14 protein-coding genes are annotated in these 12026 nt (G+C 61.7%); 2 read left to right on the plus strand and 12 right to left on the minus strand.

Annotated elements, in window-relative coordinates:
* Positions 1-15: 15 nt before the first annotated feature.
* Positions 16-891: a TIGR02285 family protein gene (locus J3A71_RS23615; RefSeq protein ID WP_016485152.1), complete on the plus strand. Its 876-nt coding sequence runs from the start codon at positions 16-18 to the stop codon at positions 889-891.
* Between the two features lie 172 nt (positions 892-1063).
* Here the strand turns inward: J3A71_RS23615 and J3A71_RS23620 are convergent, their stop codons facing one another.
* The 12 genes from J3A71_RS23620 to ffh all read right to left on the minus strand — a co-directional run bounded on the left by J3A71_RS23620 (position 1064) and on the right by ffh (position 10903).
* The gene (locus tag J3A71_RS23620; RefSeq protein ID WP_016485151.1) at positions 1064-1345 is read right to left on the minus strand and encodes a DUF3509 domain-containing protein; all 282 of its coding nucleotides are present in this window, start codon (positions 1343-1345) and stop codon (positions 1064-1066) included.
* Positions 1346-1423: 78 nt separating this feature from the next.
* Positions 1424-1843, minus strand: a complete 420-nt coding sequence (locus J3A71_RS23625) for a response regulator (RefSeq protein ID WP_023047323.1) — start codon at positions 1841-1843, stop codon at positions 1424-1426.
* Between the two features lie 131 nt (positions 1844-1974).
* Positions 1975-3384: a threonine synthase gene (thrC, locus tag J3A71_RS23630; protein ID WP_095115749.1), complete on the minus strand. Its 1410-nt coding sequence runs from the start codon at positions 3382-3384 to the stop codon at positions 1975-1977.
* Positions 3385-3444: 60 nt separating this feature from the next.
* The gene (locus tag J3A71_RS23635; RefSeq protein WP_016485148.1) at positions 3445-4749 is read right to left on the minus strand and encodes a homoserine dehydrogenase; all 1305 of its coding nucleotides are present in this window, start codon (positions 4747-4749) and stop codon (positions 3445-3447) included.
* Positions 4750-4832: 83 nt separating this feature from the next.
* On the minus strand, positions 4833-5576 hold the full coding sequence (locus tag J3A71_RS23640; protein WP_016485147.1) for a thioredoxin fold domain-containing protein: 744 nt from the start codon (positions 5574-5576) through the stop codon (positions 4833-4835).
* A gap of 153 nt (positions 5577-5729) precedes the next feature.
* Positions 5730-6626 carry a site-specific tyrosine recombinase XerD gene (xerD, locus tag J3A71_RS23645; RefSeq protein ID WP_016485146.1) on the minus strand — a complete coding sequence of 299 codons (897 nt, stop codon included), beginning with the start codon at positions 6624-6626 and terminating at the stop codon, positions 5730-5732.
* 172 nt (positions 6627-6798) lie between these two features.
* Complete coding sequence (locus J3A71_RS23650) at positions 6799-7209, minus strand: acyl-CoA thioesterase (RefSeq protein WP_016485145.1); 411 nt, start codon at positions 7207-7209, stop codon at positions 6799-6801.
* A gap of 128 nt (positions 7210-7337) precedes the next feature.
* Entirely contained in the window at positions 7338-7688 is a 351-nt protein-coding gene (rplS, locus tag J3A71_RS23655; RefSeq protein WP_003252148.1) for a 50S ribosomal protein L19, read from the minus strand.
* A gap of 42 nt (positions 7689-7730) precedes the next feature.
* Positions 7731-8483, minus strand: a complete 753-nt coding sequence (gene trmD, locus J3A71_RS23660) for a tRNA (guanosine(37)-N1)-methyltransferase TrmD (RefSeq protein ID WP_003252146.1) — start codon at positions 8481-8483, stop codon at positions 7731-7733.
* A 3-nt stretch (positions 8484-8486) separates the two neighbouring features.
* Positions 8487-9023: a ribosome maturation factor RimM gene (gene rimM, locus J3A71_RS23665; RefSeq protein ID WP_023047325.1), complete on the minus strand. Its 537-nt coding sequence runs from the start codon at positions 9021-9023 to the stop codon at positions 8487-8489.
* 5 nt (positions 9024-9028) lie between these two features.
* Positions 9029-9280, minus strand: a complete 252-nt coding sequence (rpsP, locus tag J3A71_RS23670) for a 30S ribosomal protein S16 (RefSeq protein ID WP_008094480.1) — start codon at positions 9278-9280, stop codon at positions 9029-9031.
* 246 nt (positions 9281-9526) lie between these two features.
* A complete protein-coding gene (gene ffh / locus J3A71_RS23675; RefSeq protein ID WP_012270758.1) occupies positions 9527-10903 on the minus strand; it encodes a signal recognition particle protein in 1377 nt (458 codons plus the stop codon).
* Positions 10904-11215: 312 nt separating this feature from the next.
* Here ffh and J3A71_RS23680 point away from each other — a divergent pair, with 312 nt between their 5' ends.
* Positions 11216-12025, plus strand: coding sequence for an inner membrane protein YpjD (locus tag J3A71_RS23680; RefSeq protein ID WP_016485143.1), 810 nt, complete (start codon positions 11216-11218; stop codon positions 12023-12025).
* Position 12026 lies beyond the last annotated feature (1 nt).

Consider the following 12026-nt stretch of genomic DNA (forward strand, 5'->3'; position numbering starts at 1 on the left):
CCGCCGCCCTCGCCCATGCGCGCTGCCCGCGGGTTACGCCACCTGATCCTGCTGTGCGGGCTACTGCCCGCATTGCTCCTGCAGCCGGTCAGTGCCAAAGAACGCATCGTCTGGCTGGTACGTGACCTGCCGCCCTTTACCATTTTTCACGGCACGGAAAAAGGCCAAGGGGTAATCGACCAGTTGTTGCCGCTACTCATCGGGCAGATGCCTGAATACGACCACAGCATCGTACGGGTCAACCGCGCCCGCGGCATCCAGATGCTGCAAGACCGCAACAGCTTCACCTGCGACCCGACACTGCTATGGACCGCGGAACGTGCCGAATATGTGCGCTTTTCCATGCCATCGCTGGGCGTGCTCAGCGGTGGCCTGGTGCTGCGCCAGGAAAACCAGGCGCTGGTGGCACCCTACCTCGACGGGCAGCAGGTAGACCTGCATGGCCTGCTGAGCAACGACTCGCTGAAGCTCGGAATTGTTGCCGAGCGCAGCTACGGCACCCAGATTGACGCCATCCTGCGCCAGTTGCCCGACAGCGTGCTCAGCCGCCATTACGGCAATGATGCCACCGCCAACCTGCTGCAGATGCAACAGCTGGGGCGCCTGCGCATGGTGCTCGGGTACTGGCCGGAAGTGCGTTATCTGATTCAGCAGCAAGGGGGCTCACTGGCGGATTACCAGTTTCATCCTGTGCAGGGGGTGGCGCGCTACCAGTTTTTGCATGTAGGTTGCTCGGACAGCCCGCTAGGGCGCGCAGCGATCGCGCATATCGACCAGCTCTTGCCTGCACTGCGCCGGAATGTGTTGCCACAGTGGTATGCGCGCTGGCTGGACCCGGCGCTGCATGAAGACTACCTGGAAGAAAGCAAGCACTTCTTCGAAGACCAATAGCCGGTTGATCAGCATGCCTGGGCCCTGTAAAAGCCTGCCCGGAAAAAAGAAACCCCGGACGCTGGGGAAGACGCCCGGGGCCAAGCGAAAGCCATTGAGGCTTCCCGAGGTAGCCTTGCCAGCACCGGAGCAAAGCACTGGCTGGCTACCCTTACACTGTCTGATGAGCTACTCAGGCAAAGGTTCCCCTCGGTTCCTGACGCTGCTGCAGCGCCGCGATCACACAGGGCTGCAAACGCCCTTCGGCGATCTGCAAGTCACGGTGCAGGCCATCTACCAGATCGATCAACAGGCGCTGCTCTTGCAACTGACGCTCGCTGACCGTGCGCCGTAGCGTAATGCCGGCGACACGGTCGTGCAGGGTCAATTGGCGATTACCGCTGGCATCAGCAACGCCGAGCTGGGCCTGGTAAGGCGTCAGGGCTTCGTTGAGCAGTTTGCAGATTCTTTCCATCCGGGTCACTCGCTGCGTGGTGGGATCTAAAGGAACTGACCAACAAGCGCAGCGCAAAGTTCGTCATGCCGCGCAGTTTCAGTGAGCATGCGTGGCAGACGTGACAGTTTGAATACGCCGCCACGGGCGGGCTTGCAGCGCTTGCAAGGCACGCTGCAGGCGTGTGGTAGAAAGCGGCCAGGGGAGTTCGGCAAGCACCCAAAGGCCCCGGTTTCTTGCCGCCTGAGCAAGGTCCTGGTGTTTGGGAGTGGCTTGGCCGACGAACAACAGCGCACGTGATCGATGCTGCCGTGCGAGCAAGGCAAGGCCCGCCCGGGTTGGCATGGCATGGTCAAGAATCAGCAGATCGGGCCCACGTTCAGCGGCCAGGCAGGCGTCCAGGTCGGTTGCGTTTGCGCTGATGCGCACGTTGAACATGCCTTGGGCATTGAGGGCCTGGTGCAGGATGATCTGGTGTGATGGGCGAGCCTGGTGGATCAACACGTAGGGCTGGTGCATATGCCGCTCCTGGTGAGAGGACCGGCTAATTTAGGCTACGCGTTGAGGCGCCTGAATAGGACTATTCTGAAACGCTTGAGGGAAGATTCCGAGCTTCTGGGGCCGCGTTGCGGCCCCAGAAGACAACGCAGTTACAGCGGCTTGCCGCGGTTACCGTGCTGGCTGACAAAGCCCTGGACTGCTTTCAGGTCATTGGCCAGCACCGTGCAACGCTCTTCACGGCTGAACAAGTCGCTGAGGTGCGCCGGCAGTTCCAGCGCCTTGCCTACACCCGCCTTCTCTACCGCTTCCGGGAACTTGACCGGGTGCGCGGTACCCAGCACCACCATTGGCGTATCCAGGCTACGGCGGCACTCACGGGCAGCCTTGACCCCGATCGCGGTATGCGGGTCGAGCACTTCACCGGTGGCGGCGAAGACCTCGGCAATGGTCTCGCAAGTCTGCTCGTCACTCACGGCCAGCGAGTCGAACAGCTTGCGGGCTTCGGTCCAGCGGCCTTGCTCGACGCTGAAGCCGCCACCTTGTTTGAAGCTGTCCATCAGCTCGGCAATCGCCCCACCGTTGCGACCGTGCAGGTCGAACAGCAGGCGCTCGAAGTTGGACGAGACCATGATGTCCATCGACGGCGACAGGGTCGCGTGCAGGGTTTCCTTGACGTACTGATTGCCGCTCATGAAGCGGTGCAGGATGTCGTTGCGGTTGGTGGCGACGATCAGCTGGCTGACCGGCAGGCCCATGTTGCGCGCCAGGTAACCGGCGAAGATATCGCCGAAGTTGCCGGTTGGCACCGAGAATGCCACCGAACGCGCCGGGCCACCCAACTGCAGGGCTGCATGGAAGTAGTAGACGATCTGGGCCATGATGCGCGCCCAGTTGATCGAGTTGACTGCCACCAGGCGGGTGCCCTTGAGGAACGACTGGTCAGCGAAGCTGGCCTTGACCATTTCCTGGCAGTCATCGAAGTTGCCTTCGATGGCGATGTTGTGGATGTTGTCGCCGAAGAGGGTGGTCATTTGGCGGCGCTGCACTTCAGACACGCGCTGGTGCGGGTGCAGGATGAAGATGTCGACGTTGTCGCAACGGCGGCAGCCTTCGATGGCGGCGGAACCGGTATCACCGCTGGTGGCACCGATGATCACTACGCGCTCGTTACGCTTGGCCAACACGTGGTCAAGCAGACGGCCAAGCAGTTGCAGGGCGAAGTCCTTGAACGCCAGGGTCGGGCCGTGGAACAGCTCCAGCACCCACTCGTTGCTGTTCAGCTGACGCAGCGGGGCGACCGCAGCGTGAGCGAACTCGCCGTAGGTTTCTTCGAGGATCTTCTTGAAGTCGGCGTCGGCGATGCTGCCTTCAACAAACGGGCGCATCACACGGAAGGCCAGCTCGTGGTACGGCAGGCCAGCCCACGAGGCGATTTCTTCCTGGGTAAAGCGTGGCAGGTTCTCGGGGACGTACAGGCCGCCGTCACTGGCCAGGCCAGCCAGCAGCACGTCTTCGAAATTCAGGGCCGGTGCCTGGCCGCGGGTACTGATATAGCGCATGGGTGCAAACCTTCAATGCTGGGGCCGGGGCCGCACTGGCGGCCCGACGGCACTCGTTTGTTAGTTGAGCTGTTCGACGCGGATGCGCACGACCTTGCCGACCACGTCCTGCAGGGCTTCCAGGGCGACGATGGCGTCGTTGATGCTCTGCTCGACCACGCCGTGGGTCAGGAGGATCATTGGCACCAGGCCGTCCTGCTCCTCGGCTTCCTTCTGCATGATCGACTCGATGTTGATGCCACGCTCCGACAGGATGCTGGCCACCTGGGCCAGTACGCCTGGGTGATCCTTGGCCTGGATGCGCAGGTAGTAGGCGCTTTTGCAGGCTTCGATCGGCAGGATCGGGTGGGCCGACAGCGAGTCTGGCTGGAAGGCCAGGTGCGGTACGCGGTTTTCCGGGTCGGAGGTCATGGCGCGGACCACATCGACCAGGTCGCCGACCACCGACGAAGCGGTGGGCTCCATGCCGGCGCCAGCACCGTAATACAAGGTGGAACCGGCAGCATCACCGTTGACCATGACGGCGTTCATCACACCGTTGACGTTGGCGATCAGGCGGTCGGCCGGGATCAGCGTCGGGTGCACGCGCAGCTCGATGCCTTCGGCGGTGCGGCGCGCCACGCCCAGGTGCTTGATGCGGTAACCCAGGGCCTCGGCGTAGTTCACGTCAGCGGTGGTCAGCTGGGTGATGCCTTCGGTGTAGGCCTTGTCAAACTGCAGCGGAATGCCGAAAGCGATCGACGCCAGGATGGTCAGCTTGTGCGCGGCATCGATGCCTTCGACGTCGAAGGTCGGGTCGGCTTCGGCGTAACCCAGCGCCTGGGCTTCGGCCAGCACGTCCGGGAAGGCACGGCCCTTCTCACGCATTTCGGTGAGGATGAAGTTGCCGGTGCCGTTGATGATGCCGGCCAGCCAGTTGATACGGTTGGCCGACAGGCCTTCGCGGATGGCCTTGATCACCGGGATGCCACCCGCCACGGCCGCTTCGAAGGCGACGATCACGCCCTTTTCGCGGGCCTTGGCAAAAATTTCGTTACCATGCACGGCAATCAGCGCCTTGTTGGCGGTGACCACATGCTTGCCGTTTTCGATGGCCTTGAGCACCAGATCACGGGCGATGGTGTAGCCACCGATCAGCTCGATGACGATATCGATCTCCGGGTTGCTCGCAACTTCGAACACGTCAGCGGTAATGGGGGTACCGGTAATCTGGCAGTTCGGGTTCTGCGAGCGCATGGCGATCTGGGCCACTTCAATACCGCGCCCGGCACGGCGGGCAATCTCCTCGGCGTTGCGCTGAAGTACATTGAAGGTTCCGCCACCGACGGTCCCCAACCCACAGATGCCTACTTTGACCGGTTTCACTGTGAACTCCCCATTGAACGGCCGACACCTTCGCCGACCGTGAAACATGCCGTCACCCCATGACGACGGCGTACTGAATTGGATTACTTGGCAAGTGCCAGCTTGGCGACCTGCGGTGCCGGCTGGTAGCCCGGAATGACCTGGCCGCTTTCGAGGACGATAGCCGGCGTGCCGTTGACGCCGATCGACTGGCCCAGCTGGAATTGCTTGCCGACCGGGTTGGCGCACTTGGCGGCCTTGATCTCTTCACCTTCGACCATCTTGTCCATCGCCCCGCGGCGGTCACTGGAGCACCACACCGCCTGCAACTGCTGGTCACCCGGCGAGCCGAGCCCTTGGCGCGGGAAGGCGACATAGCGCACTTCGATACCGCGACGGTTCAACTCGGGCACTTCGGCGTGCAATTTGTGGCAATACGGGCAGGTGGTGTCGGTGAACACGGTGATGTGCGACTTGGTCTCGCCTTTGGCAGGATAAACCACCATCTCGGCGGCTGGAATGCCGTTGATGAGTTTGGCAACCCCTTGGCGTTCGGTCTTCTCGGTGAGGTTGACCGGCTTGCCGTCCTGGATCTGGAACAGGTAGCCCTGCATCACGAACTGGCCGTCGGCGCTGGCATACAACACGCGGCCGCCCTGCAGCTTGACTTCATACAGGCCGTTGAGCGGGCTGCTGGCCACGCTTTCTACTGGTACTTCCAGCTCGAGGTTCTGCAGCGATTTGCGGATGGCCTGCTCGGCCACGGCATTGCTGTCGGTTGCCGCGGCAACGGCAAAGGTACTGGCCAGCGCCAACGCGGCGGCGGCGAAAAACTGGGTCACGCGCATGGGAACTCCTGAAGGCGGACAGGGGCCGGAGGGCGCCACCTGCGGAAAATACGCGGTGGCCGTGCGGCCCTTGGTGCAAACCGCCCAAGCCTACCACATCACACCACCGGTGAAGGGGCTTGCAAGGACCAGTCGGCGGAACATGAAAAACATTCATCCACGTGGGTGGTGCTGTGCATGCAACTGCTGCAGGCGGGCTTTGGCCACGTGGGTGTAGATCTGAGTGGTCGAGAGGTCGCTGTGGCCGAGCAGCATCTGGACCACGCGCAGGTCGGCCCCATGGTTGAGCAGGTGAGTGGCAAAGGCATGGCGCAGCGTGTGTGGCGACAGCGGTTTGTCGATACCTGCCACCCGGGCATGGTGCTTGATGCGGTGCCAGAAGGTCTGGCGGGTCATCTGTTCGCCGCGCTGGCTGGGGAACAGCACGTCGCTGGGGCGGCCATTGAGCAACTCGGCGCGGCCATCGCGCTGGTAGCGCTCCAGCCACACTACTGCCTCTTCGCCCATGGGCACCAGGCGCTCTTTGCTGCCCTTGCCCATCACCCGAAGCACACCTTGGCGCAGGTTGATCTGGTCAAGGGTCAGGCTGACCAGTTCGGTGACACGCAGACCGCAGGCATACAGCACTTCGAGCATGGCGCGGTCACGCTGGCCGATGGCTTCACCCAGGTCCGGGGCCTGCAGCAAGGCTTCAACGTCAGCTTCGGACAACGACTTGGGCAGCGGCTTGCCCAGTTGCGGCATCTCGACCTGCAGGGTCGGGTCAATCGCCACCAGCTTCTCGCGCAGCAGGTAGCGGAAGAAACCCCGCAGGCCGGACAGAAAGCGCGCCGTGGAGCGTGGCTTATAGCCCTGATCGAGGCGCCAGGCGAGGTGGTCGAGGATCAGGTCACGGCCGGCGTCGGGCAGGGAAACCGAATGCTCCTGCAGCCAGCCATTAAACAGCGCCAGATCGCTGCGATAAGACACGCGGGTGTTGTCGGACAGGCCTTTTTCAAGCCACAGGGCGTCGAGAAACTGGTCGATCAGGGGGTGGTCTAGGGCGGGCATTCGGGGCTGCTGGGTGTTGGACGTTGGCTTAGTGTTTCACAGCAGCTGACAGGTTGTCTGTACTGGCCTCCTCGCGGCTAAAGCCGCTCCCACAGGGTTTGCCACAAGATCAGGAATTGTTTTACCCCTGTGGGAGCGGCTTCAGCCGCGAAGAGGCCGGTGCAGGAAAAGCTCAGGCCTGGGGCAAAACGGGCACAGGGCGCTTGTCCTCATCGATGGCGACGAAGCTGAAGACACCGTGAATCGCCCGCTCGCGGCCGTCCAGGTACATGTTCTCGACAAACACGTCCACCTGCACCTGCAGGCTGGTATTGCCAACCTTGACCACCGAGCCCACCAGTTCAACGATAGAGCCCGCCGGGATCGGGTGCTTGAAGTCGATGCGGTCGGTGGACACGGTCACCAGCGGCAGGCGGCAGAAACGCGTGGCGGCGATGAACGACACTTCGTCCATCCAGGCCAGGGCGGTACCGCCGAACAGTGTGTTGTGATGGTTGGTAGTGTTGGGGAACACCGCCTTGGTCACGCGGGTCACCGACAACTCGGTGCGGCGCTGGATTTCCTGGTCTCGGGTAGTGCTCATGGGTTACTCCATCATACAGCGGGCGGGCCATTGCGCGCCCTTCGCGGGTAAACCCGCTCCCACAAAAAAAGCAGCCCGAAGGCTGCTTTTTTCTCGCTAGGCGGCCTTGGCCACCGGGCAAACTGTACTCAGGACAGTTTTTCCTTGATGCGAGCGGCTTTGCCGGACAGGTCGCGCAGGTAGTACAGCTTGGCTTTACGCACGTCACCACGACGTTTCACGGCCAGGCTGTCGATTTGCGGGCTGTAGGTCTGGAAGGTACGCTCTACGCCAACGCCGCTGGAGATCTTGCGCACGGTGAAGGCGCTGTTCAGACCGCGGTTACGCTTGGCGATAACAACGCCTTCGAACGCCTGCAGACGGGAACGCTCACCTTCCTTCACTTTAACCTGGACAACAACGGTGTCGCCTGGTGCGAAGGTCGGGATTTCCTTGCTCATCTGCTCGGCTTCGAGCTGCTGGATGATCTTGTTGGTCATGCTGTGCTCCTAAGATGGATACGCGATCCACCATCGATACGTTTAACTATCGTCCCGCTCGCGGAGGTATTCCTCGAGCAGCTTCTTCTCTTCTCCAGAAAGCGAGCGACTTTCCAGAAGATCGGCGCGTCGTTCGAAGGTCCTACCAAGGGACTGCTTCATCCTCCAACGCCGGATATGTGCATGGTTGCCACTTAGCAACACGTCGGGAACACGCTGATCCGCATACACCTCAGGTCGGGTGTAGTGCGGGCAATCCAGCAGACCGTCGGTGAAGGAGTCTTCTTCCGCCGAGTCCACATGCCCTAAAGCTCCGGGCAGCAGCCGTGTAACCGCATCGATCAGTACCATGGCCGGCAGCTCGCCACCGGAAAGCACATAGTCACCAATCGACCACTCCTCATCGACATGAGCCTCGATAAAGCGCTCGTCGATGCCTTCATAACGACCGGCGATCAGGATCAACGATTCCTGTTCGGCCAGGCCTTTGACCGCCTGCTGAGTCAGCTTGCGGCCTTGTGGCGAGAGGTAGATCACCTTCGCCGCAGCTCCGGTCGCTTGCCTGGCGCTAACCAGGGCGTCTTCCAGAGGCTTGATTTTCATCACCATGCCCGGACCACCGCCAAACGGCCGATCATCTACCGTGTGGTGACGATCTGTGGTGTAGTCCCGCGGGTTCCAGCAAGTTACCTGAAGCAACCCCTGTTTCACCGCGCGGCTGGTAATGCCGTACTCCGTGATGGCCGAGAACATCTCGGGGAACAACGTGATGACGTCTACGCGAAGGTTACCCATCGTTTAGAAGTCCGCGTCCCATTCGACCCGCATCACGCCTGCTTCCAGGTCGACGTTGAGCACGCATTGCGCCGTGTAGGGCAACAGACGCTCGCGATCATCCAGGCTGCCTGCGCAGGGCTTGACCACCATTACATCGTTCGCACCGGTCTCCAACAGGTGATCGACCTTGCCGAACAGCTGTTCGTCCTGGTTGATGACCTTCAGACCTACCAACTGGTACCAGTAGTACTCGTCGGCAGCCAGGTTGGGCAAAAGGCTCCGCGCAATGCAGATTTCGTAACCGCTCAGAAGACGGGCTTCATCACGATCATCGAGGCCTTTCAACTTCACGACCAGGCCCTTTTGGGAGCCACGACCGCTGACCAGCTCGACCTGCTTTACCTTGCCTTCGTGCCGAAGCGTCCAGCCGGGATAATCCAACAGGTTTTCAATCGGATCGGTAAAGGAATACACCTTCACCTCGCCGCGAACGCCGTGAACCGAAAAAATCTTGCCAACGACGATGAGGTCGTCAGCCTTTTCTGGCGTCGCGTTCATACTGTTCAGGCAGCGGCCTTGGCAGCGTCCTTCAGCAGCTGAGCAACACGCTCAGACGGCTGTGCGCCCTGGCTCAGCCAGTAGGTGACGCGCTCTTGGTTGACCGACAGCTTGACTTCGGCGCCCGATGCGATCGGGTTGAAGAAGCCAACGCGCTCAACGAAACGGCCGTCACGGGCGTTACGCGAGTTGGTCACGGTCAGGTGGTAGAATGGGCGCTTTTTCGAGCCGCCACGGGCCAGACGAATGGTTACCATGTGAACATCGTTCCTATAGTCGGTGTTGCAGTTTGTACTGCAAATCTGAATGCCAAATAGGCACACGGGTGCCCAAAAGGCCGCATATTCTCGGGGAATACACGGACATTTGCAAATGACTTTTTCGGCAAGGCATTGCCCCACCGTCCAGATTTGCCGATTTAGCCGCTAAATCAACGGCAGTTGCCCCGCCAGGCGGGGGTTCTGGAAGCCTGCCCCGCTAAAGGCGGGCTCCCGGAATAGGGATTACAGCTTCGGCATGCCGCCGCCTGGCAGCATCCCGCCCAAGCCGCGCATCATCTTGGCCATGCCGCCTTTGGCGGAGAATTTCTTCATCATCTTCTGCATTTGCTTGTGCTGCTTGATCAGCCGGCCGATGTCCTGCACCTGCGTGCCGGAACCCAAGGCGATACGGCGCTTGCGCGAACCACTGATCAGGTCAGGGTCGCGGCGCTCGGCCGGGGTCATGGAGTTGATGATCGCTTCCATCTGCTTGAACTGTTTCTCGGCCGCGCCCTGGGCGTTGCCCATCTGCGACAGGTTGACCCCACCGATGCTCGGCAGCTTGTCCATCAGGCCGCCCAGGCCGCCCATGTTCTTCATCTGTTGCAGCTGGTCGCGGAAGTCTTCGAGGTCGAAGCCCTTGCCCTTCTTCAGCTTCTTGGCCAGCTTGTCGGCCTTGGCCTTGTCGATGGTCTGCTCGGCTTGCTCGATCAGGCTGAGCACGTCACCCATGCCGAGGATGCGCGAAGCGACGCGGTCAGGGTGGAACGGCTCGAGGGCCTCGGTCTTCTCACCCATACCGATGAACTTGATCGGCTTGCCGGTAATGGCACGCACCGACAGTGCAGCACCGCCACGGGCATCACCGTCCACCTTGGTCAGCACCACGCCGGTGAGTGGCAGGGCCTCGCCAAAGGCCTTGGCAGTGTTGGCGGCGTCCTGGCCGGTCATGGCGTCGACCACGAACAGGGTCTCGATCGGCTTGACTGCAGCGTGCAGCGCCTTGATCTCGTCCATCATGTCGGCGTCGATGTGCAGACGGCCGGCGGTGTCGACGATGACCACGTCGATGAACTTCAGCTTGGCTTCGCGGATGGCCGCTTCGGCAATGGCCACCGGCTTCTGGCTGATGTCGGACGGGAAGAAGGTGACGCCGATGTCGTTGGCCAGGGTTTCCAGCTGCTTGATCGCCGCCGGACGGTAGACGTCGGCGGACACCACCATCACGCTCTTTTTCTTGCGCTCTTTAAGGAAGCGCGCGAGCTTGCCGGCAGTGGTGGTCTTACCAGCGCCCTGCAGGCCGGCCATCAGTACAACGGCAGGCGGTGCGGCGTTCAGGGCAAGGTCTTCGTTGGCCGCGCCCATCAGGCTTTCCAGCTCGGCCTGGACGATCTTCACGAACGCCTGGCCCGGGGTCAGGCTGCGCGACACTTCGGTGCCGACCGCACGCTCCTTGACGCTATTGACGAAATCCTTGACCACCGGCAGGGCAACGTCGGCCTCAAGCAGGGCCATGCGCACTTCGCGCAGCGTGTCCTTGATGTTGTCTTCGGTCAGCTTGGCCTTGCCGGTGACATGGCGCAGCGTCTGTGACAGGCGGTCGGTCAGGTTTTCGAACATGGTGATCCTTTCAGGCCCAGTAAAAGCCGAGGTTTGTCAGGCACCCTGGGGGAAATACACACCCGCCGGGCACAGCAAGGCGGCGATTATAGCGAAGTGCAGCGGCGGCGCACACCTTGGGAGACATTCGGTGGCTGCAGTGCCCCCTTCGCGGACACGCCCGCTCCCACCGGATCCCCACCTTATTGCGACCTGCGCTGGACCTGTGGGAGCGGGCGAGCCCGCGAATGCCCTGACACAAGCCTTCAGTCTTCCTTGATCAGCGGAATCTATGCCAAACTCCGTCTCTTTAAGGCTCGCCAACCAGGACTTATGGTTTCCTCTCCCAGCCTCATCCCCAACCTGATCGCTGCCGGCCTTTATATAGCGGCGGCCATCTACCAGGGTTCGCACCTGGCCCAGGGCCGCAAGTCCGACAAGCGCCTGCTTGCCCTGCTGGGTACTTTTGCGGTGCTCGCCCAGGCCGGTGCACTGTACTTCCAGCTGATCACCCCGCTGGGCCTGAGCCTGGACTTCTTCAGCGCCGCCAGCCTGATCGCCGTGGCCGTCATCGCCCTGACCCTGGTGGCCTGCCTGCGCATACCGGTGGAAAACCTGCTGGTGCTGCTGTTCCCGCTGGGTGCGGTGACTGCACTGCTGGCGCAGTTCGCGCCACCTGGCACAGTGCCGCTGATCAACGAAGAGCCGGGCATCCTCGCGCATATCCTGCTGTCGATCCTGGCGTACGGGCTGTTTACCATCGCGGTGTTCCAGTCGCTGCTGTTGCTGCTGCAGGACCACCAGTTGAAGCACAAGCACCCGTCCGGGCTGATCCGGAATTTCCCGCCCCTGCAAACCATGGAAAGCCTGCTGTTCGGCTTCCTCTGGGCCGGCTGGTGCCTGCTGTCGCTGTCGCTGATCTCCGGCTGGCTGTTCCTCGACAACCTGTTCGCCCAGCACCTGGTACACAAGACCTTGCTGGCCTGTGTCGCCTGGGTGGTGTTCAGCGTACTGCTGTGGGGCCGCACCCGCCTGGGCTGGCGTGGCCACAAGGCCATCCGCTGGACGCTGGCCGGTTTCTGCCTGCTGATGCTGGCCTATTTCGGCAGCAAGCTGGTTCGCGAATTCATCCTGCATATCTGAC

It is taken from the genome of Pseudomonas sp. PvP089, assembly GCF_017875165.1.
Classification (GTDB): domain Bacteria; phylum Pseudomonadota; class Gammaproteobacteria; order Pseudomonadales; family Pseudomonadaceae; genus Aquipseudomonas; species Aquipseudomonas fortuita.